The organism is Halomonas llamarensis, from assembly GCF_023555005.1.
GTDB classification, from domain to species: domain Bacteria; phylum Pseudomonadota; class Gammaproteobacteria; order Pseudomonadales; family Halomonadaceae; genus Vreelandella; species Vreelandella llamarensis.
The window spans coordinates 153,546-177,828 of record NZ_JAMJPJ010000001.1 but is presented as its reverse complement, the minus strand read 5'-3'; the positions used below and the strand labels follow the sequence as shown (position 1 = coordinate 177,828).

The window sequence follows — 24,283 nt, the reverse complement described above, 5'->3', positions numbered from 1 at the left end:
GTCAGACCTCGCCGATGGCGGTAGCGAACAGCGTGTAGCTGGTCGGAGCGGAGGCGTCGACCTTAATGATGTCGATCTCCACCGTGTTGGTGCCGACGACCAGGTAGTCGTGGAAGTTGATGGAGGTGAACTCAAGGTTCCGCAGGTCGATGGTGGAGACATTGTTCTGACCGCCAGTGCCTTCGGCTTCATTGACCAGGATGGCGCCGCTCCAAGTTCCGTTGACGGTCCAGTGCAGTTCGCACGCGCCACTTTTCTGGCCGATCCAGTGCATCAGCAGCAGGGCGTAGGGATTGTCGGTGTCGGCGATCTTGAAAGTGATGGTCAGCTTCGGCTTTTCCTTGAAGCTGGTGGTCATGATGTCGTCGAAGCCGGTGCCCGTGACCTGAAGGTTGCCGGCTGGCGAGACGATCTTGAACGGCGTCTTCGGCGCGGTCGGTGGGTAGGTGAAGGAATGGGCGGTGAAGCCGATCGCGGCACCATTGTCACTACCCGGCCCGGCAATCGGCGTCAGGGCGTAACGGCTGAGATCAATGGCATCTGAGCTATAGGTGCTGACGTTCGCTTCCTGGCCATTTTGCAGCGTTGCGACCAGGGCGCCCCCATTTTTCTGATGGCTGGCAGAGTAGCTGCTGGTGGTATGGGAGATGGTGACGGTTTCGTCCTCGCTGACCCCTTCGGGGAAGTCGATGATCCAGCCGGCCGTCATAGTGAAATCCAGGCCAAAGAGTGACAGCTGGCTGGGCGGCAGGACCAGGCTGCCACTAAGCATCCGGTCAGACACGAACTTCGGCAGATCAATGTCGGTGCCGTTGGAGGACTGGTTGTACTGGATGACGTCCCAAGGGTAGCTCTGCCCCCAGACCCAAGACGGTGCGATGGCCTCGTTGTTCAGGTAGCCGTAGGAACTCCAGTCCTTGATACTCATGCTCGCAGCGGCACCGGTGCTGTGAGAGTCGCCCTGGGAATGACCTTCGCTGGAGGAATGCGAGTGGCTGTGTTCCCAGGAGTGGGAATAGTTGGTGCTCAGATTGACCACTGGCAGTTCACCGAAGATCCCCGCGGAGATGCCGACGCCGAAGGTGTTAACGTTAGTGTCCGATGAGCCCGAGGTGTTCTGCTGCGTCATCCCCGTCTGGCTAGAACTGTCCGAGCTGCGCGAGGTCGAGACCTGGGAGTTCAGGGTCTTCGGGAACATGTTCTGCAAGACGATCTTGGCGTTGTTGTTAGCCGTGATGTCCAGTTCGTTAACCAGGATAGCAGGGTAGTTGTCATAGGCGCTCGACGACGTTGGCCCCGGCCGATAGCCCAGGGTGCTTGGGATAATGATGCGCTGGGTCATCATCACTGTATAGCTGTGCGACGAACCCAAATTTTGCACATCGCGCCGACGACGGATCTCGTATTGGGTGATAGAGCGGCCGAAAGTAGAACCGGAAGAGCCGTCCTTCAGCGGCACGTCAGTCTGGAAGGTGTAGAAGTTGCGTATGACCTGAGGTAGGGAAGGTGCCACGATTTTGTCTCCTATGTGAGGAAGCTGACGGGCAGCCGCTCAGCTGATTTGGTGGACCGGCTTTTCGGCCGGTGTCAGGATATGAATGCGGGGCCCTTTCCGGCCGCGCCCCGGGCGGCCATCCAGACCTCGATGTCCAGGCGGGCCATCAGAGGCCGGTTCGAGATCGGCGGACGTTGTGCCGTCGAGTAGGAGGCGGTGACCACCGCCCCCGGGATGGCCGCCCTGGCCGCCGTAGCCGGGTGCTCCGCCTAGGCTGTCCTGGGCAATAGTCGTGACAGCGGCGGTGGCGTCGGTGGGAACCTCGACGAAGATGTGGCCGCTTAGGCCGCCATTGCCGCCATGTCCGCCGGTTCCGCCGTCCCCTCCATGGCCACCACGTCCGGGAGCTTGGGGCGCGGACCCACCGTTGCCTCCGGCCCCACCGTCGCCGCCCGAGGCGCCGGGTCGCCCGGCCCCGGCCTGGCCGAAGATGCATAGGCCGCCGGGGGGGAAGCCCGTTAGTTTGCCCAGGTGGATGGCAGCGAGCATGCACATGCCTCCATTCTGGCCGTGGGTACCGTCAGCTCCAGCGGCACCATCGCCACCATCGGTCGCGGCCTCGTTGGTCGGGCTAGGGGGGTGTATGGGCCCGAAGATCGAGGGTCGGGGGCGGGGTGGGGCGACGGATCGGCCAGGGTCACCGTTTTGGCCGACACGGCCAGGTTCAGCCGGCGCCCGGCGAAATTGGGAAAAGGCCGGGTGGTCGGTGCCGAGGATGCGCACGTCCAGCAGCGAGGCTTCGGGGAAAGAAGCCGGTGCGTCGGCGACCGCTTCGTCACAGGTCAGGACTAGGACGTTGCCACGCACCTGAAGCACCGCCCCCGGTGCGACAACCAGTCGGTCGACATGCATGTAGACGTAAAGCTCCTCGCGGTAATGTAGCCTGGGCCAATAGGTGTGCGAAGACGTAATGTCATAGACCTCGCCTGGGCCGAGTCGCAGAGTCTTTAAGCGCAAAACCTTGACGTGCAACGGCAGGTGGACGCTTTGTCCGTGGCGGTCATCGCCGTGGAGGTTGCCGTTGGCGAAGACGTATTCCTCGCCGCGGTCATGCATGCCAAGCCGCAGCCGTCCGCGATTGCGGATCTCGCCGTCTCGCCAATAGAGGCGACTGCGTGCCTGACGGACTGTTTGGGATACGGGGCCGAGGGCGCGGCGAGCGGCCTCCAGCGTCGGAATCTGAGTCAGGTAGGTTCCATAGGGCCAAACGAAATCGTCGGCGGTCCAATCGAAGGATATCTCTTCCATAAAGACACTCCGTATGAGGTCGTCACGGTACCAGGGGCGCACTAGCCCTAAGGGACGGCCGTGGGGCCAGTGCGCGCCGTGGACGGGTCAGATATAGCTGACGTTGATATTGCCAGCGGCACCGGTCTTGGTGCCCGAGGTGCCGGGTGTGCCGTGATCGCCGTGGTCGCCGCTTTGGCCGTGCTGACCGTTGGTTTTGTGCTTGCCGCCCTCGCCGCCCTTGCCGCCGACGCCAGCCTTGCCACTCGCTCCGCGCTCACCGCCCTCGCCGGGCTTGGCGGTGTCGGTGATCGTCTGCAGCAGCGACTGCTGGGCTCGCGGGAAAGTGACCGAGATTTGTGTTCCGCTGACGCCGTTACCGCCCGGGCCGCCGTTGCCACCGTTGCCGCCGTTGCCGCCCTTGCCGCCATCGCCGCCGTCGGTCCCTTCGCAGCCGGAATCGCATCCTTTGCCGCCCTTGCCGCCGTCCTGACCGGGGCCGCCCTTGCCGCCCTTGCCGCCATCGCCGCCACCGCCGGAGCGCGTATAGATGACGAAGGGGCTTGGCGAGGTCGCATCCATGGACCGAATGGTGATGCTGGCTGGCAGATTGGTATGGCCGTCCTCGCCGTCCTTGCCCTTGTCACCACCTTGGCCCTGCTTGCCAGGATCGCCTGTGCCGCCGTTATCGGCGCCAGTACAGATTCCCGGGCTGGGCGCGCTAGCATCCTTGCCGCGGGGGGCGGGTTTGTCGTAAGCCGGGCTGGGAGGGCAATCATCACCATCGGCGCCCTGCTTGCCCAGGACGCCGACGGTGTAGGATTTGGTGCCGGACTTGACGATCTTTAGCTTGTCGGCGGAGATGGTCAGCGATGTCGTGACCGCCGTGATGGAGCCTCCGTCGAAGGTCAGAGTCCCGGCGTTGATGAGCTTAGGTGGACCGGACGGGCCGTATTCTTGGTCGCTTTCAATGGTGACGGATTCGCCGGACGTTACGGCGACGGTAACCGGGAACAGCTTTTCGGCGTGGCTCTTGGCCTCTGGTGACAGATCCTTGGTGCCGTAGACGTAGTCGGCCAGGGCATCGATCATAGCGTCATCGGCCGGAGCCTCGCCACTGCTGAGCCCGGAAAAGCACTGGCGGTGGTCATCGGTCAAACCATCGCTCATCAACTCCTTGAAATCCTCTATGGAGTGAATGGTGGCGGTGCCTTCGAGTGTATGTCCGGCCTTCAGGGCCTCCACGTCCTGTCCCAACTTAGCCGCCCGCTTCAGATAACTTTTGGCGTTTTTTGTCAGCTTCGAGGCATCGGCGCTGAGTTCTTCGGCAGGATTGTGAGAGTTAGGGTTTTTGTCTGAGGATGACATTGAGGTTTTTCCTCCATACGTTAGTGAGCAGCATAAGCTGCGTTTGACGAATCCGAAGACGCTTCCGAACGGGAAGAGACCACGGGTGTAGAGAACAACATCAAACTAAAACTGTATTCATTGATTGAATAGTCATGGGGAACTTCCCCTGAATTCGATCCATTACGGCCGTTTCCCGTTATGCCCGAGAAAGGTCGTTAGTTACGGGGTATCATGCGTACTCCCAACGACAACCTGAACGCGCCCCGATGTAGTGAACAGCACTTGATTTTGGATCAGTAATGAGTTTGCAACAGCCATGGCAACATAAGGGAGAAACATGCCCCATAGGTTGTAAATACTTATGCTCTTTAGAAAATAGACATTTCTACATAGTTGTATTTATATGACTGAAAAATGATTTCTTATAAAAAAGATCTCCTAGTCAGGCGAAAAGACAACAGGAGAAATCTTATGCCTTTCTCGAAAACTTTACGCAATTTTTATCTTTTCTCATTTCAATGTAGCCTAACCACCTCATATTTCAAGTATTAATTTCCCTTTTAAAAACAAATAATTATAAAAAATTAAGTAACGCATTAAAAAATGATACGAGAAAAAATCAGAATTATGATTAAAGAAAGCTATCCAAATATCGGCACAAATATTGCTGGAAAGTACACAAAAAATGTAAGCGCCGCTAAACCGACACACTTGACCTAACCGTATTGCGCCACTTTTTTTACGACAGCCGACAAGGCCACGTTCCAGGGAAGCAATGCTTCCAGTGCCTCCAGCGTATCAGCGGTGGCGATACGTTCTAGGTTGTGACCTAATTCTTGCTCGACCAATAACGCGAGCCCGTTGGCTTGCTTGCGGAAATCGATAGGCGCGCGATAAAGATAAATCTCGGGCATTTCCCACGCGGGGCGCAGATAGCGCGACCGCTTCATAGCTGCCTCAGCACATCGCCGAGAAGCGCCATATTATCGGCATTGACGCCTGCAATCGTAATGCCGCATGGTAGTGAAATAGTCAGGCCAGGGGGGTGCTCTTCTCAGGGCTGGCCGTACTGGTGGGAATGACGGTGGTAAATCCAGCCTGTGGTTGAGCGTCAGCCGACTCGCGGCTCATGAACTTTTGACGCCAATAGCTAAACTGGTGATAGGTCAATGACTGCTGTTGGCAGAACGCCATGCCCGACAAGCCTGACGCCTGCCACTCAGTGATGTGTTGTTGCCAGTAGTCCCTGCGTTCTTGCTGGGTCATGATGAACTTCTCGCGCTGATAACGGTGGTATCTCAGTGTGAGAAATCTTAACAGGTATCTAGATGTCGGTTTAAGGACGCTTACGTACGCGCTGGCCGACGAAGTGCTGGAAGCTGCCATCTATGACAGTCAACCCATGCGTAACATCATCGGTATCGATATGGCCATCGAGAGCGTGGCCGATGTTACGATGACCGAGCATCTCGTACGTGGCGATGGGGAGCAGATAAGCGGCGATGTCGGCTACATCGGGATGGGGAAATACTTGGACGGAGAGAAGGATGATCCGGCTGCCAGGGGAAACAGACCACCTGAGGTGGTTAGCAAGTGATCGCTGATCCGGTGTTTGGGCCTCGCTGATCGCTTCGGGCGCCTATGGCCGAGTTGTTCAGCGGTTCCCTAGGGCGCAACGAATGACACATTACCGGTGCAGGCCACACAGGAAGTTGATAGCATCGAAACATTAAATGTGTACATTTCTTTCGGCGAAGATTGTCTTGGTGTGCAAGCCGCGAGGCGAACGCGCACCTTCAGGGGAGAGCGGCGCATGGAAACAACCGTCAGATGAAGGGGAAAAGCCGCCACGGCGCCACGCGGCGCGATGATAACAGCACCGCGTTTGACCGCTGGCTGAACTGTGTGGTGAGTGTGGCGGTCATTACGGCACTGCTGGTAGGGTTAGCCGCGGTACTTGCCCACTGGTTATTATAGCCTCCAATGACTGAGTCCTGCTATGTTCACCGCTGCCGCTGAACCCCGCCGTTACGCCTCTCGCCGAGAAATATTCGGCTGGGCGATGTTCGATTTTGCCAATCAAGCGTATACGCTGCTGATTATCACCGTCGTGTTTGGTGAGCTTTTCACCACGGTTATCGTGGGCGATCGAGGGGACGGCTACCGGCTGGCAAACTTTCTGTGGAGCATGGCGCTTGCCGCGAGTTATTTGTTAGTGGTAATAACCGCCCCACTTTTTGGCGCCGTGATGGATTACCGCGCTCAGAAAAAGCGGTTTTTGCTTTTCAGCTACATCGCCACCGTCGTCACCACCGCGCTTTTGTACTTTGTCGCGCCAGGCTATATATGGCTAGGCGTTGTGCTTATTATTCTCTCCAACTATGCCTATTCCATGGGCGAATCTTTCATAGCTGCGTTTTTGCCCGAACTCGGGCCACCGAGTGCGCTGGGTAAGATTTCCGGATTTGGTTGGGCGCTAGGCTATATCGGCGGCCTCTTTGCTGCAGGGTTTACGCTAGTTGTGCTGGGTGAGGCAACGGTAGATAACTTTGAGCGCATCCGCTGGGTGGGGCCGTTTGCCGCCGGTTTTTTCTTGGTCGCGGCAATACCCACGTTTTTGCTGCTGAAAGAGCGCAGCCAGCCGCAGCCGATGGTGGCTTCTTATCGCCACATCGCGCGCTTGCGCGTCGCGGCCACGTTGCACGATCTACGCTATTTTAAAGACTTGAGCGTATTCTTGGTGTCGTTGCTCTTCTCGATGGCCGGGGTCTACATCATCATTGCCTTTGCCTTTATCTATGGCGCGCAAGTGATCGGTTGGGAGGAAGGCGTGCGCAACCTTATGTTCATTATCGTCCAAGTCACGGCGGCGGCAGGCGCATTGGCCTTCGGTTGGGTGCAAGATCGGCACGGGGCAAAAGCGACATATCTCATCACGTTGGCACTTTGGGTTTTGGCGATTGTCTTTATTTGGGCGACACCGGGTATCACCGAGATAGCGAACCGGCACTTTGGTTGGCAGTGGCAGTCTCAATATGTGTTTCTGGTGGTGGGCTGTTTGGCGGGGTTGAGTTTGGGCTCCAGTCAATCGGCGAGCCGCACGCTGGTAGGGCTCTTTGCGCCGCTTTCCAAAACGGCCGAGTTCTTCGGTTTTTGGGGCTTAGCCAATAAGCTGGCGGGGGTGTTAGGCATTGTGTTGCTCGGCACGTTGCAAACGCTGGTAGGGTTGCAGGCCTCGATTTTACTCTGCGCGGTGCTATTCATCATGGCTATGTTGTTGTGTATACGGGTGAATGAAGCGCGTGGACGAGCCGCTGCCGAGCAGTGGCAGGCGCCTTGAATGGCGCGGGAGGAGTCACATGACCCAACGCAACGGCTCCATGCGCAATCGCGGCAGCGGCCTGGTGATGATGTTGCTGTTTTGGGTGCTGCTGATGGCGGTTGGCACGTGGTGGCTACACGGAGGGCTCGAAGCGACACTGCGCCCCAATGCCCACATTGCGCAAAGCGACAGTGACGCCGAGCCGCTAACGCTTAAGCGCAACCGCGCGGGGCACTTTCAAGCGCCAGGGTTTATCAATGGCGAGCCGGTAACATTTTTACTCGATACCGGTGCAACGTATGTCGCTGTACCGCAAAGCATGGCCGATAGACTGAGCCTAGAACCTGATCGAAGTGCTTGGTTTAACACCGCTAACGGGCGTGTGGAAGGCAACTTAACGCAACTCGGTGAGGTACGTTTGGGCGGTATTCGGATTGAAGATGTACAAGGCTCAATTGGCCCCGGTATGGAGCGTGACACTGTGCTTTTGGGCATGAGTTTTCTCAATTTGCTCGCCATTGAGATGTCGCAGGGAGAAATGGTGCTGCGCTTGCCGGAAGACTGCGCGGGCCAGTCTTGTTAAGTGGCTGACCTTGTGACGTAATAAAGCCTGTGCTTAGCTTTTACATCATTTATGTCATACGTTTAATTTGCTTATACGGTTTAAGGAGTCTCTATGGGGATTGAAGTTGGGGGGCTGTTAGGGCTCATTTGGCTTATCATCGTGATTTGGGCGATTGTGAAAGTCGCGAAAAGCTCAGCCGGTGGCATTTCTAAACTGCTGTGGATTTTGGTGCTGCTTTTTTTCCCCTTCTTCGGCTTGTTGATCTGGCTGTTGCTAGGGCCAAAAGGGTAGCCACCAATACTCAGCAACCTGAAATCGAGCAATAAAGGCAAGTCGTAAGCCTTGTCTGTTAGCTCTTTCTACCTTCATACGCAGGTTTAATAAGGTATCCTGGCGAATCACACCACCCGTCTCAATCCAGGGGAGCGGGAGAAGCGCGTACTAAAGCGGAGCAACGAAGACGCATGGTCGATCATTTAGAAAAACAGTTTGAAGCGCTTGGAGCCCAAGAGCCGACGATGCCTGATTACCCTGATCAGGATCACATTTTAATTATTGAAGATGACCAGCGCCTGGCAGAGCTCACGCGTGACTACTTAGAAGCCAACGGGTTTCAGGTCACGTTAGAGGCTGACGGCTCTAAAGGGGTTGATCGTATTTTAACCTTGCAGCCTGATTTGGTGATTCTGGATTTGATGTTGCCCGGCGAAGACGGCCTGGCGATTTGCCGTCGTGTCCGGCCGAATTTTGCCGGCCCGATCATGATGATGACCGCGCGCACCGATGATTTAGATCAGGTGCTGGGGCTAGAAATGGGGGCAGACGATTACGTACCAAAACCGGTGCAACCGCGGGTGTTGCTCGCACGTATGCGGGCGCTTTTGCGCCGTGCGGATGGCCCAGCCCCCAGCGGGGAGATGCGCTTAGCGTTTGAAAACTTAGATATCGATAATGCGACCCGTGAAGCGTGGTTATCCGGTGAGCGTATTGACCTAACCAGCGCTGAGTTCGATCTGTTGTGGCTATTGGCCAGCAATGCTGGCCGCGTGCTCACCCGGGAAGAGATTTTTAGCGATTTACGTGGCATTAAGTACGACGGTCAAGATCGCTCAATCGACGTGCGGGTGTCGCGGATTCGACCCAAAATTGGCGATGATCCGAATCAGCCCCACCGGATCAAAACCGTGCGTAGTAAAGGCTACTTATTTGTTAAAGACAGCTAATGTTGCCTTGAGCGAAGTATGAACGCGATGCGTTGGGTGCTAAACCATAGCTCTTTTTTGCGTTTTTATCTGCTTCTTGGCTTGGTGCTATTGGTGCTTTTTATGATGGCGCTTGGTGGGCGGATGCTAATTGAGAAAATACGTCAAGAGGCGTATCACGAGCAGCTTGTCTCGCTCCCCATGTCGCTGTTGGTTGAAGAGCTTTCGCCACTGTCCCCTCGCCAGCGCGAAAAACACATGGCGGTATTGGCCGAACGCTTTGGCATCTCGCTAGCGCTAACGCCGCTGGCTGAGGCGGATCTGAGCTACTTCGAGCGTGCCCGCCTTGAGCGGGGTAAAGTGCTGGTGGAGAAATCGCCTTGGCGGCTGCGCAAGCGCCTCGATGATTCCCCTTGGTTGATCCACGCAACGGTTGCCGAGTGGCGCGATCAGCAGTGGCACGCAAGCCTTGCGTTGGCCGCCGAGCAGCTAGCAACGATACCGCCCCCCGAGCGCAAGACACAGCTTGATGGTTTGGATAGTGGTAGCTGGCCGTTGCACCTGCGGGATTCACCCCCCGAGGGGCTGACGGCAACGCAGCGCGCTCAGCTTGCTCAAGGACAAATTGTGACGCGTCTAAGCGGCGAGAAATTTGACGTGTCCCTTCTTATTGCCCTGCCTCGCACCGGCGAGCACGCCTCGCAGTGGCTAGAAGCCGGACCGATGCGGCGCAGTGACCTGCTGCCACTTAACCTGCACCTGCCGCTGCTCATCGGGGTGATGGTCGTGCTGACGCTGGTGATTTATCTGATTATGCGCAGTATTGAAGCGCGCATGGCACGTCTTGAGCTCGCGGCGACACGGATCGCTAGCGGGCGTTTGGAAACTCGCGTCAAGGTGGAAAGCGGTGATTTTCTGGGTCGCGTGGGGATGGCCTTTAACGGTATGGCCAACCAAGTACAGTCGCTTCTGCGCGGCCAGCAAGAGATGATCCGCGCGGTATCGCACGAGCTGCGCACGCCAGTGGCGCGGATTCGCTTTGCCGTACAGATGGTCGAGGACATGACCGAGCAGCCCGCTATTCGCCGACAACTGCAAGGCATTGACGCCGATATCGCCGAACTCGATACGCTGGTGGATGAGATTCTTACCTATGCCCGCTTAGGGGGTGAAACCATCAATGGCGCGGAAATGGAAATGTCGCTCGTTGATTGCCGCGCTATGAGCGAGCGGGTGATCGACGCGCTGTCGCCGCTGCATGAGGGCTTAACGCTAAGGCTTGTGCCTGGGCCTGATGTTGAGCTTCTGGCCGAGCCGCGCTATTTACAGCGTGCGCTGCAAAACTTGGTGAGCAACGCCTGCCACTACGGTCACTCCCAGGTAGAAGTGCGCCTTTGGGATGAGCCGAACCTCGTGCGTATTGACGTCGAAGACGACGGCCCCGGCGTGCCTGTAGAATCGCGTGGTGATGTGTTTAAGCCTTTTGCCCGCTTGGATGATAGCCGCACGCGCAGCTCCGGCGGCTATGGGCTCGGGCTTTCGATCGTGCATAAAATCATGTCTGGCCACGGTGGCAGCGTGACCGTGGATATCAGCCCCACACTGGGCGGTGCGCGCTTTACTCTGCTGATTCCGCGTCGCGAATCGCGGGCTTAATGCCTGAAAGCACCGCAAACGAGGTCTCGCGCGCGGTGCGTAAAAAGTCCTGCATCCAAGGTGCCTCAAGACTCTCCTCCCGAATAGCGGCGTAAAGCGTGTTCCATACACCGTCTTCCCCCAGCTTTACCGCGCTCACGTAGGCGCGCTCTAAATATTCGGTTAACGCCCAGTTAGGTAGCGCGCACACACCGCGGCCGCTCGCCACCAGCTGCATCATCATAATGGTGAGCTCGGCGGTACGAATCTCTTTCGGTCGCACGTTGGCCGGGTTTAAAAAATGGGTAAACACATCCAGCCGTGACTGCTCTACCGGGTACGTGATCAGGGTTTCCCCCGCGAGTTCTTGCGGGGTGATGGCGCTTCTCTGTGCAAAGGGGTGCTGGCGGGAAACCGCCAAAAGCCCCTCGTAGCGAAATAGCGGCGCATAGTGCACCCCTTCAAGCGGCTGCGGGTCAGCGGTGATGACCAGGTCAAGCTGTTCGCGGGCAAGCGCCGGGAGTGGGTCGAAGTGATGGCCGCTGGGAATGTCGATCTCCACTTCCGGCCAGTGATCGCGAAAATAATCCACCGTTGGCATTAGCCATTGAAAGCAGCTATGACACTCGATCGCCATGTGCAAGCGCCCCTGCTCGCTGCCGGTGAGTCGGGCAATATCGCGCTCGGCGCCACGCACTTCGGGAAGTACGTGATCGGCGAGCGTGAGCAGGCGCAAGCCGGCGCGAGTGAACTCGACCGGGCGGGTTTTGCGCACAAAAAGCGGGCTCTCTACCCGGCTTTCCAGGTCTTTTAGCTGGTGCGATAGCGCCGACTGCGTAAGGTGGACGCGTTCAGCGGCTTCCACTAGCGAACCGGTTTCGCGCAGCGCAAGGAGGGTGCGGAGGTGGCGAAGCTCAATCATGGTGATGTTATTTCATGTTGTGTATTAGAAATATTAGTTTGATTCACTTTAAGCCGAAGCTCAGACTGTGCAAAATCATTCACGTTAACGAGCAATTATCATGACAGTTTCTCATATTCTTGGCTATCCACGTATCGGCGCTAGGCGCGAATTAAAAAAAGCCACCGAGGCCTATTGGGCCGGTGAACTATCCCGTGAGGCGCTAGAAATAAAAGGCCAAACGCTGCGTCAAGCGCATTGGCAAGCGCAGTTTGACGCCGGGCTCGACTATGTCAGCGTCGGTGATTTCGCCTTTTATGATCAGGTGTTAAACGTCTCCGTGCTATTAGGGGCGGTGCCTGAACGTTTTAATGCCAACGACGAGATAGCACGTGGTGATATTGACCTTGATACCGCATTTCGTATGGCTCGCGGTCGGGCGCCGAGCGGCGAGCCTGCTGCGGCGTGCGAGATGACCAAGTATTTCGATACCAATTACCACTACCTGGTCCCTGAGCTACATCAGGAGCAGCATTTCGCGCTGGCTTGTGAGCGTCTTTTTGAGGAAGTCGATGAAGCGCAAGCGGCAGGTTTCACGCCGAAAGTCACGCTTACCGGCCCGTTGACCTGGCTGTGGCTGGGGAAGGCGAAAGGAGATGCGTTTGATCGCCTGACGCTTTTGGAGGGCGTGTTAGATGTTTACGTGGAAGTGTTGAATCGCTTGGCGAAACAAGGCGTTGAGTGGGTACAGTTGGATGAGCCAGCGCTGGTGCAAGATTTGCCGCTCGCTTGGCAGCAGGCGTATGAACGCGCCTATCATCGCTTGCAAGCCGCGCCGGTGAAGTTAATGGTAGCGAGCTACTTCGGTGGCCTCGGCGATAACCTATCGGTTGCCACGCGGCTGCCGGTGGCGGGGTTACACGTAGACGCCGTGCGCGCGCCGGAGCAGCTTGAGCGTGTGATTGATCGGTTAAGCCCGCACCAGGTGCTTTCTATCGGCATGATCGATGGACGTAACGTCTGGCGCGCGGATCTGGCCGTGCTGCGTGAGCGCTTGATGCCGTTGAAAGTGCGCTTGGGCAACCGCCTGTGGCTGGCGCCAAGCTGCTCGCTATTGCACGTGCCGGTGGATCTGGACGCCGAAACCGAACTGGGTGAGGAATTGACAAGTTGGCTTGCGTTTGCACGCCAAAAGCTCAGTGAAGTGGTGACGCTTACGCGGCTTCTCGACGGCCGTGCCACGGGCGAAGACGGAGCGCGTTTAGCCGCTGCCACGCAGGCACTGGATGCACGCCGGTCTTCAACCCGTATTCATCGTGGCGTTGTTAAAGCGCGCTTAGCCCAGGTTGGCTCGGCGGATAGCCAGCGCACCTCGCCCTATGCCGAGCGCGCGTTGGCGCAGCGGCATGAATTGGCGCTGCCGCTTTTTCCTACCACCACGATTGGCTCGTTTCCGCAGACAAACGCGATACGCGCAACGCGCCGGGCGTATAAAAATGCCGAACTCAATCTCGATGCGTACGAAGCCAAGATGCGCGAAGAAATCGCCTACGCGGTGGCACGCCAAGAAGCGCTGGATATTGATGTGTTGGTACACGGTGAAGCTGAGCGTAACGATATGGTGGAGTACTTCGGCGAGCAGCTCGATGGTTTTGCCTTTACTCGCTTTGGCTGGGTGCAAAGTTACGGTTCACGCTGCGTAAAACCCCCGATTATCGTCGGCGATGTCTCGCGCCCGAAAGCGATGACGGTGCGTTGGAGTGAGTATGCGCAATCGCTTACCGATAAACCTATGAAAGGCATGCTGACCGGGCCGGTGACGATTTTGCAGTGGTCGTTTGTGCGCGATGATCAGCCGCGAGAAACGACCTGCAAGCAGATCGCTCTGGCGCTTCGGGATGAAGTCGCCGACCTCGAAAACGCCGGTATTAACGTAATTCAAGTTGACGAGCCAGCGCTTCGAGAAGGCTTGCCGTTACGCCAAAGCCAGTGGCAAGCGTACTTAAACTGGGCGGTCGAGAGTTTTCAGCTAAGCGTGGCCGGCGTGGAAGACGCTACCCAAATTCATACTCACATGTGCTATTCAGAGTTTAACGACATCATAGGCGCGATTGCAGCGTTGGATGCCGATGTGATCACCATTGAAACCTCGCGTTCGGATATGGAGCTTTTGGAAGCATTTCAAGACTTTGCTTATCCTAATGAAATCGGCCCCGGGGTTTATGATATCCACACCCCCAATACCCCGGATGAGGCATGGATGGTTAGCCTGATGGAGAAAGCGCTAGAGAAAATTCCCGCCGAGCGGCTGTGGGTAAACCCGGACTGCGGGCTCAAAACTCGCCGTTGGGAGGAGGTTGAGCCGGCGCTTGCCAACATGGTGGACGCGGCGAAAGCACTGCGTAAACGCTACGCGTAACGCCTGCCCAGGAAAGTCAACGCCCCGCTAAAGTGCGGGGCGTTGTCGGTGGCAGTAGGGTAAAGCGTGTTGGGTCGAGAGCCACTTAGCTTTTGGTGGCGTAAGCGTAAAGCAGCGTTTCTTGTGCGCTGATGGGGGCACTGTCGCCAGCATCTTGTTTACGATAACGGCCATCAGGCTGCAGCAACCAGCTCTGGCAGTTATCCACTAAGTAGGTTTCCAGATCCTTGCGCACCCGTGTGGCGAGCTTTTTGTCCAGTAGCGGAAAGCAGGTCTCTACCCGGTGGAACATGTTACGCGACATGAAGTCGGCGCTAGAGCACCAAATTTCAGGCTTGCCGTCGTTATGGAAGTGAAAAACGCGCGTGTGCTCCAAAAAACGGCCAATAATCGAACGCACGCGAATGTTGTCAGAAATTCCTTCCAGGCCCGGCTTTAAACAGCACATGCCGCGAATAATCAGGTCGCACTCCACGCCTGCTTGCGACGCGCGGTAGAGCGATTTGATCAGCCTAGGTTCGGTCAGCGAGTTGCACTTGATGATGATATGCGCGCGTTTGCCTTTGCGTGCGTTGTGCGCCTCGCGCTCGATCATTTCGGTGAGCCGTTCGTGAAGGGTAAAAGGCGCATGGAGCAGCGTGTCGATTCTTCGCGCGCGACCCATCCCTGAAAGCTGCTGAAATACCCGGTGTACATCGGCACACAATGCTTCGTTAGCGGTAAACAAGCTGTAGTCGGTGTAGAGCTTGGCCGTTTTAGAGTGATAGTTGCCGGTGCCTAGATGGGCATAGTGGCGCAGTTCGCCCTTTTCCCGACGCACGATATGCAGCATTTTGGCGTGGGTTTTGTAGGCCATGACGCCGTAAATCACAATGGCACCGGCTTCCTGTAGGCGTGAAGCGAGCTGCAGGTTATCGGCTTCATCAAAGCGTGCGCGCAGCTCAATCACCACCGTGACTTCTTTGCCCTGCCTTGCAGCATCCACTAAGGCGCTGACGATGGGTGAGTCGGCGCCAGTGCGGTAGAGTGTTTGCTTGATGGCCAGTACATCTGGATCGCGCGCGGCCTCGCTGAGCAGGTCTTCGACCGGCGAGAACGACTGAAAAGGGTGGTGGAGTAATAGATCGCTTTTACGAATCGCATCGAAAAGGCTACCGCTGCGAAGTGCTTTGGGTATGCCGGGTATAAAAGGACGATAGAGCAACTCGGGGCGATCAACATCCCCAAGCACGGCCATCATGCGGGTGAGATTTACCGGCCCCTCAACGCGATAGAGATCCTCAGCTTCGAGGCTGAACTGGCGCAAAAGAAAGTTGATGAGGTCATCAGGGCAGTTATTAGCGACTTCAAGACGCACGCCACTGCCGTATCGGCGTGCCAACAGCTCGCCACGTAGCGCCGAGGCGAGATCAGACACTTCTTCCGGGTCGACGGTCATATCGGCGTTACGCGTTAAGCGAAACTGGTAGCAGCCGCGCACGCGCATGCCAGGAAAGAGCTCTTCGGCGTGAGCATGGATCATCGACGACAGAAAAACGTACTCCGAGAACCCGTCTTCGCTAAGCTCCTTAGGTAGCGCTATCAGGCGCGGCAGCGAACGTGGCGCGGGCAAAATGGCCATGCCGCCGGCACGGCCGAACGCATCCTTGCCTTCTAGCTCGACGATAAAGTTAAGACTTTTGTTGACCAAACGTGGGAACGGATGTGAAGGATCAAGCCCGATCGGGCTAATCACGGGCATAATTTCGTCATTGAAAAATGCGCGCACCCACTTTTTTTGTGCCTCGGTCCACTGATTGCGCCGACGAAACCGCAGCCCTAGTGCTTCTAGTTCGGGCAGAAGGATGTCGTTGAGAATCTGGTACTGGCGGGTGATTTGCTCATGAGCGATGCGGGCAATTTCGCCCAGCACGGCCTTGGGCAAGCGGCCATCTGCGCCGGTGGTGTCATCGCCCAGCGCGATCTGGTGCTTGAGACCCGCGACGCGAATCTCAAAGAATTCATCCATGTTGGACGAGAAAATCAGTAAAAACATCAGCCGGTTGAGCAGCGGATGCGCTTCGTCTAGCGCCTGCTCCAACACACGAATGTTGAACTGTAAGTGGGAAAGCTCGCGATTGAAGTAAAGCTGTGGGTCGTCGAGATCGGTTTCGGCTGGGTTGTCCCGTGCTTGCACGCCCGTTGGCGTGCGGTTAACGCGTAGCGACGGCGCTTCGCCTTCGGTCACGCCTTGGTCGGCCCCGTGTTTGAGGAATGTGTCTGAGGCTTGAGAGTCCATTACCGCTCCTTCTCGAAAGACAAATACATAAGGTAATGCTTTCAGTATGGCGGATAAAGATGACAAAAGGGTGTCACCCCGTTGTCATATTTGGGTGATGCGCTGACAATGGTTCGGAAAGTTTTAAAGAAAGCCTGATGCTCAGATAATAGGGTCTCTGACAACACCACGACTCGAGCACAGGCTTTCATGGAAATAGTCAATACGGTCTTGCAGCAGATGTCCAGTCTCAAAAAGCCTCAGCGGCGATTTATGCTCGCCTTGCTTCCCTTGCTGATGTGCTTGAGAGGCCGCGTCAATTTTCGCAACCTCAGCCGTTACAGTGACTATCATGAGAAGACCTTTTCACGGTGGTATCGGCGTGATTTTGATTTTACCGAGTTCAATCGCTTGAGTTTGCTGACACTCAGTGAAGAGACGGCTAACACGCTCATCGCCGCCATGGATTGCCGCTTCATTCCAAAAAGCGGCCGACATACCGAGGGGCTAGGCAAGTTCTACAGCGGCGGCACAGGCAGGGCCGAAAAGGGGCTGGAAATATCCACGCTCGCCGTGGTGAACGTGACGGAAAATACGGCGTATCACCTCTCTACACGACAAACGATAGATCGCTCTGAGAGTGAATTGTCGCGAGTGGATAGCTATCTTCATCACCTCCAGCAAGATCGTGCCTCACTACCGCCCCAGGTGCGTTATCTCGTGGCGGATGGCTATTACAGTAAAACCCGCTATCTCCAGGGCGTCGTGGCACTGGGGTTGCATCAGATCGGTAAGCTGCGTCATGACGCCAACCTGCGTTGGCTGTATCAGGGAGAACAGAAACCCCGGGGGCGAAAGCGCCGTTATGATGGAAAAGTCAGCGTTGATGACATGAGCCGATGGACGCTTGCCGGCAACATGAACGAGACGCAGGCGTATACCGTGATTGTGAACAGCGCGCATTTCAAACGCGATCTACGGGTGGTGTATTTAGTCAAGCGTTGTGGCGGCAAGGTGAAAACCGCCTTGCTGTTTTCGACGGATACGTCGCTGGACGCCATGACATTAGTGACGTACGACAAGGCGCGTTTTCAGATTGAGTTCCTGTTTCGCGAGGCAAGCAGTTTCTGGGGCTGAACGACTGCCAGGCACGCAAGGAAAAAGCGCTACACTTTCATTTCAACGCGTCAATGACCGCGCTTAACCTGCTCAAGCTTGAAGATCGGCAGCATCAGTCAGGCGACAGGCGAGTGATTTCTATCGCCCGCTGGAGAACCCGGAAAGCCAACGCACACCTGCTCGAACGCTTTTCTTTCTACTTGGGTCTGGTCTTCAATCGCATAAAATCCCGGCCCGACTTTGAGCAGATGTGCCACTACGGCGCTATCGCGTCATGAAACTGTCCGAACCATTGCGCTGAGCGAGATCAATAAAATGCGCTAACGCTAAGCACGCAGCAAGCGCGCAGCATCAAGTGCAAAATAGGTTAAAATACCGTCGGCCCCCGCACGTTTAAAACACATTAGTGACTCAAGTATGACGCTATCGCCGTCCAGCCAGCCATTATCGAAAGCGGCGCGGTGCATGGCGTACTCGCCGCTTACCTGATAGGCGAAGGTGGGCGCGTGAAGCTCGGTTTTGACCTGGCGTACCACGTCAAGGTAGGGCATACCCGGCTTTACCATCACCATATCGGCGCCTTCGGCGAGGTCCAGCGCGACCTCGTGCAGGGCCTCATCACTGTTTGCCGGGTCCATCTGATAGGTGCGCTTATCCGCTTTACCCAAGTTGCCCGCTGAGCCTACCGCATCGCGGAAGGGGCCGTAATAGTGCGAGGCATACTTGGCGCTGTAGGCCATGATTTTGACGTTGTGCAGGTGTTCTTGCTCAAGTACCTGACGAATCGCGCTGATACGCCCATCCATCATATCCGAGGGTGCCACGACGTCAGCACCGGCTTCCGCGTGGGAGAGCGCTTGTTTGAGTAGCGTATCGACGGTGCGGTCATTCAACACATAGCCGTGCTCGTCGATGATGCCGTCCTGGCCGTGGCTGGTATAGGGGTCAAGCGCTACGTCAGTGATGACGCCAAGCTCGGGGAGCGCTTGTTTTAGCGCACGAACGCTACGCTGCACCAAACCGCCTGCGTTGTAGGCCTCTTCGGCAAACTCCGATTTCAGCGCAGGACCGACTACTGGAAAAAGCGCTAGCGCCGGAATGCCAAGCGCGAATGCTTCGCGTGCCTGCTCAATCAAAAGGTCCAACGAAAGACGCTCAACGCCGGGCATAGAAGGAACGGCTTCGCGCTGGTTTTCGCCTTCTAAGACAAAGACCGGCAAGATGAGGTCCGACGGTGTCAGGGTGTTTTCCTGCATTAGGCGGCGGGAGAAATCATCACGGCGCATGCGCCGCATACGCGTAGCCGGGAAGTGTCGCGGGGTCGGGGTACTCAAGGGTTTTCTCCTCGCTATCATCAAAGTAGGTTGTCGCTTTCAGTGAGTATATCAGGCCCTATGTAGGGGAGAACATGTAGAGAGAATAAGATGGGGGAAGGTGTGCGGTGAGAGCTGCCTTGTGGAGATTTGGCAAACTGCATAAAGTGAAGCGCAATAGGCAAGCCGTATTGAGAATGCCTACCAAGAAACCGTACTGAGAAATCGTACTCTGCAATAGTACTGAATTGAAAAAAGGGGAATAGCATGACCAGACAGGTAGCGGTGATTTTGGCCGGCTGTGGCGTCTTTGACGGCTCGGAAATTTATGAAACCACGCTTACGCTCCTTCGCTTAGATCAGCTTGGCATTGGCTATCGCTGCTTCGCGCCGGATATGGAACAGCACCACGTGATTAACCATGCGACCCACGACGTGGCCGAGGGGCAAACTCGTAACGTGTTGGAAGAAGCCGCGCGGCTGGCACGCGGTGACATCAGCCCGCTTAGCGAGTTAGATGCCGACGCCTTCGATGCGGTTATTGTTCCCGGTGGTTTTGGGGTGGCAAAAAACCTCTCAGACTTCGCGACTGCTGGCGATGCCATGAACGTCATCGAACCGCTGAAAGAGGCATTGGCGGGTTTTCGCGAGGATGCTAAACCCATTGGCTTGATGTGTATCTCGCCAGTGATGGCCCCTCGCTTACTAGGTGAAGGCATTGCCGTGACGGTAGGTCATGACCCCGGCGTATCTGGCGCCATCAGCGCCATGGGCGGCCTGCACCGCAGCTGCGGGGTAGACGAGATTGTGGTGGATTTTGAGAACCGCGTTGTCTCTACGCCAGCCTATATGCTCGCCACGCGCATCAGTGAAGCGGCGACCGGCATTTTTAAGTTGGTGGATCGTATTGATGAAATGATGGGCTAAGCGATCACGTTTGCGTCGAGCATAACGCAAGACCTCCGCTGTGTATGGCGGAGGTTTTTAGTGCGCTGTACGGTTACGAGTCTTCGGCGTCGGCACTTTTTTCAGCGTCTTCGCGGCGCTTACGCCGCACTAAGCGACCAAACAACAGACCAACCTCGTAAAGCAGGTACATCGGTACGGCGAGTAAGCTCTGCGATACCACATCGGGCGGGGTGAGCAGCATCCCCACCACAAAGCAGCCCAAAATAATGTAAGGCCGTTTTTTGGCAAGGCTCTCGACGGTGGCGGCGCCGGAAAGCACCAGTAAGAATGTGGCAATGGGGATTTCAAACGCAACGCCAAAGGCAAAAAAGAGTTTCAGTACGAAGTTCAGGTACTGATTGATATCGGTCATTATGGTGATGTCTTGCGGCCCGGTTTGGGTGAAAAACGCAAACAGCAACGGAAATACCGCGTAGTAGGCAAACGCAGCACCGGCATAAAAAAGCCCCACGCTTGAGGCTAGAATCGGAATCGCTAAGGCTTTTTCGTTATCGTAAAGCCCAGGAGCCACAAACGCCCACGCCTGGTGAAGGATAAACGGTACTGCAATAAACACAGCCACGACGAGTGTCAGCTTAAACGGGGCTAAAAAGGGCGAAGCCACTTCAGTCGCGATCATCTGCGAGCCTTCCGGCAGCAGTGCCATTAGCGGCTGTGCCACAAAGGTGTAGATGTCATTGGCAAACGAGTACAAGGCGAGAAAAATGACCAGCACCACCACGACCGAGCGCATAAGGCGTGATCGCAGTTCAACCAAGTGCTCAATCAAAGGGGCCTGTTTTTGCGCGTTCTGCTCCTGAGAGTCGCCACTGCTCATCGCTGTTCTTCGTCCTTTTGAGATTGGGCTTTTTGAGATTGACCCCTTTGAGAAGCGCCCTGTTGAGCCTCTTCCGGCTGACTTGACGAGGGCGTTTTCGGCGCCTCGGACGGGGTGTCTTCCCGCACGGTGTTCAGCGCATCATCTAACCGCGCCGTGGCGTCCGCTAGGTTTTTCTCCTCCTTTTGAGAGGCAGGCGGCGCCTCAGCTAGGCTTTCAACGTCCTGTTTGGCCTTTTTGAGGCTATCATCGAGCGATTTCTGTTGATCGTTCAGTTTCTGCCTTAGCTCTTCGGCCTCAAGCTGAGAGCTGATTTCGCGCTGCATGCCCGATACCGTGCGCTTGATCTTGCCAACCCATAGCCCTGCCGTTCGCGCTGCACGCGGCAAACGCTCGGGGCCGAGCACTAAAAGCCCTACCACCGCGATGATCAACAGTTCAAGAAAGCCGATATCCAGCATGGTTTATTGGCGCTCGTCGCTTTGTTCAGCCTTTTTTTCTTCTGCCTGAACGTCATAGGTGTTGCCAGCCTCTTCGTGGCTGACTTTTGCCTGCGGCTTGTCGGCGTCTGCGTCTTTGTTTTCACCCTCTTTTTCTTCTTCGTGTATAGCTTTCTTAAAGCCTTTTACCGCACCGCCCAAGTCAGTGCCCACGTTGCGCAATTTTTTGGTGCCGAAAATCAGGATGATGATCCCCAGAACAATCAGCAGCTGCCAAATACTGATACCACCTAACATATGCGTGTCCTCGTTTTTGTGAGCGACAAGGGAATCTTGCGCTATTTAAAAGTGCTTTTTAAGAGAGCTTTTTTACCTGTGTTAACGCGCCGCCTTTTCATCGTGGCCCGATACTCCAAAGCGACGTGCCAGTTCATCGAGTACATCTTGGTGATTCATCCCCAAGTGAGAGAGCATCACAAGCGTATGAAACCATAGATCGGCCGTTTCAGCGATAAGCGCTTGGTGTTTCGTGTCATCGCCACCGTCGGCGTCTTTGGCAGCGAGTAATGTTTCGGTCGCTTCCTCACCGACTTTCTCGAGTATCTTGTTCAATCCCTTATGGTGCAAGGACGCGACGTAAGAGTCTTCCGGTGCGGCATTACGCCGCTGCTTGAGAACGTCGGCGAGCGCTTCAAGCACGGTATCCGTTGCCGGCGATGTATTAGATGGTGCCGTATTTGTCATCTTGTCAGTCCGTGTTCTTTGTCAATAGCTCTTCATTACTAGCTCGTCGTTACTAGCCCTTCGTCAATATCCGCATGTGCGCTAATGCCACGCCAGTAGCAGTAACCCGATCGCCGCGGCGGCGAGTACCGGCCATTCCTGGATGGCCACCCACTGGCTGAGCGGCTGCCATGCCAGCGCGATGGCGAGCAATATCAGCCCTAAGCGCAGGCGATAGGAGCGGTTGCCTTGGCGTGTTAGGTGGTGGCGAATTGAAGTGATCGCGCTGGATTGCTGTTGGCGTTGGCGCTGTTCATGTTCCATGCGGCTTAGCGCTTTGTGAGCTAACACCGGTAGCTCCGGTAGCTGATGGGAGAGCTCGGGCGCCTGGCGTTTGAGAGAGTCCCACAGCCCGCGTGCGCCGGCGCGCTCTTTCATCCAGCGCTCTAAAAACGGCTTGGCGGTGCTCCACAGGTCCAAATCTGGGTAGAGCTGGCGGCCAAGGCCTTCGATGTTGAGTAGTGTTTTTTGCAACAGTACCAGCTGTGGCTGCACTTCCATATTAAAGCGTCGCGCCGTTTGGAATAAGCCGAGTAACACTTGACCAAATGAGATGTCTTTTAACGGTTTTTCCAAAATCGGCTCGCAAACAGTTCGAATTGCCGCGGCGAATTCGTTGGCGCGGGTGTCTTCGCCGACCCAGCCAGACTCGATATGCAGCGCCGCGACTTCATAGTAATCCTGGTGGAAAAATGCCAGTAGGTTACGCGCCAAGTAGTCTTGGTCTTCGCGGGTGAGGCTGCCGACAATGCCGCAGTCGATGGCAATATACTGGGGGGTTTCCGGGTCGTCGCAGTTAACAAAAATATTGCCGGGGTGCATGTCAGCATGAAAGAAGTTATCGCGAAAGACCTGGGTGAAAAATAACTCCACGCCGGTCTCAGCGAGTTTTTTTAAGTTGGTGTTGCAGGCCGTTAAGGTGGTCATATCGGCCACCGGTACGCCGCGAATGCGCTCTTGCACCATGACGTGACGCCGCGTGTAAGGCCAGTAAATGGTGGGTACGAATAACAGCGGCGAGTCTTTAAAATTACGCTTAAGTTGCGAGGTATTAGCGGCCTCTTTGTAAAGGTCAAGCTCGTCAAATAGTGTCGATTGGTAGTCGCGGATCACTTCCACCGGGCGCAAGCGCCGCGCTTCGGGTACTTTGGTTAGTACCTTGGCGATCTGGTAGAGCAGCGCGATGTCTTGGCGCATGACACGCATAATGCCAGGGCGAATGATTTTGACCACGACTTCCTCGCCACTATGAAGTGTGGCGGCGTGGACTTGGGCAATTGACGCCGAGGCCAGCGGAACGCGATCAAAACTGGCAAATGCCTCGCTAAGCGACATATCGAGTTGTTCTTCTACCCGTGCCACGGCCGCATCGCCGGGGAAAGGCGGGACTTGATCCTGTAGGCGTTTGAGTTCGTCGGCGATATCTTCGGGGAGTAAATCGCGGCGCGTCGAGAGCATCTGGCCGAGCTTGACGAAAATCGGCCCTAAGCCTTCCAGCGCCAAACGCAAGCGCTCGCCGCGGGAGCGCTCATCCCGCGGAAACAGTTTTAACGGCGAGAACCAAAGTAGCGTGCGCATCCACCAGGGCAGACGCTCCAACGGGATCAGCGTATCCAAACGGTGGCGGGCAATGATCCAGCCAATGCGCACTAAGCGTAGGCTCATGTCGGTGTGTCTCCCGGACTTTCCGTCGTGCTATTCTGTTGGGCCTCGCTATTTTGTTGGGCCGCAGTATGTTGTTGGGTGATGCGTCGGTGTAGGCGCTTTAAGCGTGCTTCCAAGCGGTCGGTGGCGACCTCAAGCTCGGTGAGATGATCGCGCAGCACGTCGCGTTGTTGACGCCCAGGTAGCAGCCGCGCTTCTTCAAACACGTATTCTGAGACATCCGCCATCAGTTCGTCTTTGGCGCGTAGGCCCCAACGCCCCGCGCGGCGCAACCCCTCGGCCAGTGAGTGGGCGGGTGTCGCCCCCAGCCAGCGGGCGAGTTCGCTTTCCCAGTCGATGTCGAGGTCGGTTAGAAGCTCGCGGGTGGATTCCAACAGGTACGTGCGACCACGCACCGAGAGCTTGCCCTCAAACATCAGCCGCTCAACGGAGGTGCCGCTGATCCACTCGGAGAGTGTCTCCGGGGTGAGTTCAACCACGGCATCGGCGTCGGCTTCGTCAAGCGCCTCGGCGCGGCGCAAGTCGATGCCACCGCGATGAAAGTGTAGTAAAAGCTGTAGGTGTGGCTGCTCTAGGCGAATCAGCAGCCTGTTTCCGGCAAGGGCTTCAAGGCGTGCCGGGGCAGCAGGGTCGCGGGCTAGCAGCGCATTTAGCGTGCGCTCGCAGCCAGCCAATAGCAGGGCGGGCGTTACCAGCATGCTGACCTCATCGTCGCTGAATTCTTTGTGGCTAACTTCATCAATG

General features: G+C 56.3%; 23 protein-coding genes and 1 pseudogene. 10 read left to right on the top strand and 14 right to left on the bottom strand.

The features are described 5' to 3' along the window. Nucleotide 1: 1 nt before the first annotated feature. The 5 genes from M8006_RS00785 to tnpA all read right to left on the bottom strand — a co-directional run bounded on the left by M8006_RS00785 (nt 2) and on the right by tnpA (nt 5,398). Nucleotides 2-1,513 carry a hypothetical protein gene (locus M8006_RS00785; RefSeq protein WP_250079061.1) on the bottom strand — a complete coding sequence of 504 codons (1,512 nt, stop codon included), beginning with the start codon at nt 1,511-1,513 and terminating at the stop codon, nt 2-4. A gap of 39 nt (nt 1,514-1,552) precedes the next feature. After that, entirely contained in the window at nt 1,553-2,803 is a 1,251-nt protein-coding gene (locus M8006_RS18105) for a hypothetical protein (protein ID WP_284046875.1), read from the bottom strand. A gap of 87 nt (nt 2,804-2,890) precedes the next feature. Beyond that, nucleotides 2,891-4,150 (bottom strand): hypothetical protein, encoded by a 1,260-nt coding sequence (locus M8006_RS00775; protein WP_250079058.1) that lies wholly within the window; start codon nt 4,148-4,150, stop codon nt 2,891-2,893. A gap of 698 nt (nt 4,151-4,848) precedes the next feature. Further along, nucleotides 4,849-5,082, bottom strand: a complete 234-nt coding sequence (locus tag M8006_RS00770) for a hypothetical protein (protein WP_250079552.1) — start codon at nt 5,080-5,082, stop codon at nt 4,849-4,851. Between the two features lie 82 nt (nt 5,083-5,164). Next, a complete protein-coding gene (gene tnpA / locus M8006_RS00765; protein ID WP_250079056.1) occupies nt 5,165-5,398 on the bottom strand; it encodes an IS66 family insertion sequence element accessory protein TnpA in 234 nt (77 codons plus the stop codon). An 82-nt stretch (nt 5,399-5,480) separates the two neighbouring features. On the opposite strand from tnpA, the pseudogene M8006_RS18340 reads away from it, so the two are divergent. The 7 genes and pseudogenes from M8006_RS18340 to M8006_RS00730 all read left to right on the top strand — a co-directional run. After that, nucleotides 5,481-5,588, top strand: a pseudogene (locus M8006_RS18340) (IS5/IS1182 family transposase); the annotation flags it as partial. A 374-nt stretch (nt 5,589-5,962) separates the two neighbouring features. Continuing rightward, entirely contained in the window at nt 5,963-6,109 is a 147-nt protein-coding gene (locus M8006_RS00755; RefSeq protein ID WP_250079054.1) for a hypothetical protein, read from the top strand. Between the two features lie 22 nt (nt 6,110-6,131). Then, on the top strand, nt 6,132-7,472 hold the full coding sequence (locus tag M8006_RS00750) for an MFS transporter (RefSeq protein ID WP_250079053.1): 1,341 nt from the start codon (nt 6,132-6,134) through the stop codon (nt 7,470-7,472). A 19-nt stretch (nt 7,473-7,491) separates the two neighbouring features. Next, nucleotides 7,492-8,037, top strand: a complete 546-nt coding sequence (locus M8006_RS00745) for a retropepsin-like aspartic protease family protein (RefSeq protein ID WP_250079052.1) — start codon at nt 7,492-7,494, stop codon at nt 8,035-8,037. 93 nt (nt 8,038-8,130) lie between these two features. Beyond that, nucleotides 8,131-8,310, top strand: a complete 180-nt coding sequence (locus M8006_RS00740; RefSeq protein WP_250079050.1) for a PLDc N-terminal domain-containing protein — start codon at nt 8,131-8,133, stop codon at nt 8,308-8,310. Nucleotides 8,311-8,483: 173 nt separating this feature from the next. Continuing rightward, on the top strand, nt 8,484-9,242 hold the full coding sequence (locus M8006_RS00735) for a winged helix-turn-helix domain-containing protein (RefSeq protein ID WP_284046874.1): 759 nt from the start codon (nt 8,484-8,486) through the stop codon (nt 9,240-9,242). Between the two features lie 27 nt (nt 9,243-9,269). Then, entirely contained in the window at nt 9,270-10,877 is a 1,608-nt protein-coding gene (locus tag M8006_RS00730) for an ATP-binding protein (RefSeq protein WP_250079524.1), read from the top strand. Here the strand turns inward: M8006_RS00730 and M8006_RS00725 are convergent. Continuing rightward, on the bottom strand, nt 10,840-11,778 hold the full coding sequence (locus tag M8006_RS00725) for a LysR family transcriptional regulator (protein WP_250079048.1): 939 nt from the start codon (nt 11,776-11,778) through the stop codon (nt 10,840-10,842). The two genes, M8006_RS00730 and M8006_RS00725, sit on opposite strands and share 38 nt — an antisense overlap. A 100-nt stretch (nt 11,779-11,878) precedes the next feature. On the opposite strand from M8006_RS00725, the gene metE reads away from it, so the two are divergent. Continuing rightward, entirely contained in the window at nt 11,879-14,176 is a 2,298-nt protein-coding gene (metE, locus tag M8006_RS00720; protein WP_250079046.1) for a 5-methyltetrahydropteroyltriglutamate--homocysteine S-methyltransferase, read from the top strand. 85 nt (nt 14,177-14,261) lie between these two features. On the opposite strand, the gene ppk1 is transcribed toward metE, so the two are convergent. Further along, nucleotides 14,262-16,454 carry a polyphosphate kinase 1 gene (gene ppk1, locus M8006_RS00715; protein WP_250079044.1) on the bottom strand — a complete coding sequence of 731 codons (2,193 nt, stop codon included), beginning with the start codon at nt 16,452-16,454 and terminating at the stop codon, nt 14,262-14,264. Nucleotides 16,455-16,643: 189 nt separating this feature from the next. Here ppk1 and M8006_RS00710 point away from each other — a divergent pair, with 189 nt between their 5' ends. Further along, a complete protein-coding gene (locus M8006_RS00710; RefSeq protein ID WP_250079040.1) occupies nt 16,644-17,570 on the top strand; it encodes a transposase in 927 nt (308 codons plus the stop codon). Between the two features lie 308 nt (nt 17,571-17,878). Here the strand turns inward: M8006_RS00710 and hemB are convergent, their stop codons facing one another. After that, a complete protein-coding gene (gene hemB, locus M8006_RS00705; RefSeq protein WP_250079038.1) occupies nt 17,879-18,886 on the bottom strand; it encodes a porphobilinogen synthase in 1,008 nt (335 codons plus the stop codon). A gap of 246 nt (nt 18,887-19,132) precedes the next feature. Here hemB and elbB point away from each other — a divergent pair, with 246 nt between their 5' ends. After that, on the top strand, nt 19,133-19,792 hold the full coding sequence (gene elbB / locus M8006_RS00700; RefSeq protein ID WP_250079037.1) for an isoprenoid biosynthesis glyoxalase ElbB: 660 nt from the start codon (nt 19,133-19,135) through the stop codon (nt 19,790-19,792). Nucleotides 19,793-19,865: 73 nt separating this feature from the next. Here the strand turns inward: elbB and tatC are convergent, their stop codons facing one another. From tatC to M8006_RS00670, 6 genes are all read right to left on the bottom strand, one after another. Then, nucleotides 19,866-20,651: a twin-arginine translocase subunit TatC gene (gene tatC / locus M8006_RS00695; protein ID WP_250079035.1), complete on the bottom strand. Its 786-nt coding sequence runs from the start codon at nt 20,649-20,651 to the stop codon at nt 19,866-19,868. Beyond that, complete coding sequence (gene tatB / locus M8006_RS00690) at nt 20,648-21,112, bottom strand: Sec-independent protein translocase protein TatB (protein ID WP_250079032.1); 465 nt, start codon at nt 21,110-21,112, stop codon at nt 20,648-20,650. Before tatB ends, tatC begins: the two co-directional genes overlap by 4 nt. A gap of 3 nt (nt 21,113-21,115) precedes the next feature. Continuing rightward, nucleotides 21,116-21,388 carry a Sec-independent protein translocase subunit TatA gene (gene tatA / locus M8006_RS00685; protein ID WP_250079031.1) on the bottom strand — a complete coding sequence of 91 codons (273 nt, stop codon included), beginning with the start codon at nt 21,386-21,388 and terminating at the stop codon, nt 21,116-21,118. Nucleotides 21,389-21,469: 81 nt separating this feature from the next. After that, nucleotides 21,470-21,835, bottom strand: coding sequence for a phosphoribosyl-ATP diphosphatase (locus M8006_RS00680; RefSeq protein WP_250079028.1), 366 nt, complete (start codon nt 21,833-21,835; stop codon nt 21,470-21,472). Between the two features lie 81 nt (nt 21,836-21,916). Continuing rightward, nucleotides 21,917-23,539, bottom strand: coding sequence for a ubiquinone biosynthesis regulatory protein kinase UbiB (ubiB, locus tag M8006_RS00675; protein WP_250079027.1), 1,623 nt, complete (start codon nt 23,537-23,539; stop codon nt 21,917-21,919). Next, a complete protein-coding gene (locus M8006_RS00670; protein ID WP_250079522.1) occupies nt 23,536-24,237 on the bottom strand; it encodes a ubiquinone biosynthesis accessory factor UbiJ in 702 nt (233 codons plus the stop codon). Before M8006_RS00670 ends, ubiB begins: the two co-directional genes overlap by 4 nt. Nucleotides 24,238-24,283 lie beyond the last annotated feature (46 nt).

Excerpts from the sequence above, each read along its gene's own strand:
- M8006_RS18105 (WP_284046875.1), bottom strand. The coding sequence starts at position 2,803 with ATGGAAGAGATATCCTTCGATTGGACCGCCGACGATTTCGTTTGGCCC.
- M8006_RS00775 (WP_250079058.1), bottom strand. The coding sequence starts at position 4,150 with ATGTCATCCTCAGACAAAAACCCTAACTCTCACAATCCTGCCGAAGAA.
- M8006_RS00770 (WP_250079552.1), bottom strand. The coding sequence starts at position 5,082 with ATGAAGCGGTCGCGCTATCTGCGCCCCGCGTGGGAAATGCCCGAGATT.
- tnpA (WP_250079056.1), bottom strand. The coding sequence starts at position 5,398 with ATGACCCAGCAAGAACGCAGGGACTACTGGCAACAACACATCACTGAG.
- M8006_RS00755 (WP_250079054.1), top strand. The coding sequence starts at position 5,963 with ATGAAGGGGAAAAGCCGCCACGGCGCCACGCGGCGCGATGATAACAGC.
- M8006_RS00750 (WP_250079053.1), top strand. The coding sequence starts at position 6,132 with ATGTTCACCGCTGCCGCTGAACCCCGCCGTTACGCCTCTCGCCGAGAA.
- M8006_RS00745 (WP_250079052.1), top strand. The coding sequence starts at position 7,492 with ATGACCCAACGCAACGGCTCCATGCGCAATCGCGGCAGCGGCCTGGTG.
- M8006_RS00740 (WP_250079050.1), top strand. The coding sequence starts at position 8,131 with ATGGGGATTGAAGTTGGGGGGCTGTTAGGGCTCATTTGGCTTATCATC.
- M8006_RS00735 (WP_284046874.1), top strand. The coding sequence starts at position 8,484 with ATGGTCGATCATTTAGAAAAACAGTTTGAAGCGCTTGGAGCCCAAGAG.
- M8006_RS00730 (WP_250079524.1), top strand. The coding sequence starts at position 9,270 with ATGCGTTGGGTGCTAAACCATAGCTCTTTTTTGCGTTTTTATCTGCTT.
- M8006_RS00725 (WP_250079048.1), bottom strand. The coding sequence starts at position 11,778 with ATGATTGAGCTTCGCCACCTCCGCACCCTCCTTGCGCTGCGCGAAACC.
- metE (WP_250079046.1), top strand. The coding sequence starts at position 11,879 with ATGACAGTTTCTCATATTCTTGGCTATCCACGTATCGGCGCTAGGCGC.
- ppk1 (WP_250079044.1), bottom strand. The coding sequence starts at position 16,454 with ATGGACTCTCAAGCCTCAGACACATTCCTCAAACACGGGGCCGACCAA.
- M8006_RS00710 (WP_250079040.1), top strand. The coding sequence starts at position 16,644 with ATGGAAATAGTCAATACGGTCTTGCAGCAGATGTCCAGTCTCAAAAAG.
- elbB (WP_250079037.1), top strand. The coding sequence starts at position 19,133 with ATGACCAGACAGGTAGCGGTGATTTTGGCCGGCTGTGGCGTCTTTGAC.
- tatC (WP_250079035.1), bottom strand. The coding sequence starts at position 20,651 with ATGAGCAGTGGCGACTCTCAGGAGCAGAACGCGCAAAAACAGGCCCCT.
- tatB (WP_250079032.1), bottom strand. The coding sequence starts at position 21,112 with ATGCTGGATATCGGCTTTCTTGAACTGTTGATCATCGCGGTGGTAGGG.
- tatA (WP_250079031.1), bottom strand. The coding sequence starts at position 21,388 with ATGTTAGGTGGTATCAGTATTTGGCAGCTGCTGATTGTTCTGGGGATC.
- M8006_RS00680 (WP_250079028.1), bottom strand. The coding sequence starts at position 21,835 with ATGACAAATACGGCACCATCTAATACATCGCCGGCAACGGATACCGTG.
- ubiB (WP_250079027.1), bottom strand. The coding sequence starts at position 23,539 with ATGAGCCTACGCTTAGTGCGCATTGGCTGGATCATTGCCCGCCACCGT.
- M8006_RS00670 (WP_250079522.1), bottom strand. The coding sequence starts at position 24,237 with ATGCTGGTAACGCCCGCCCTGCTATTGGCTGGCTGCGAGCGCACGCTA.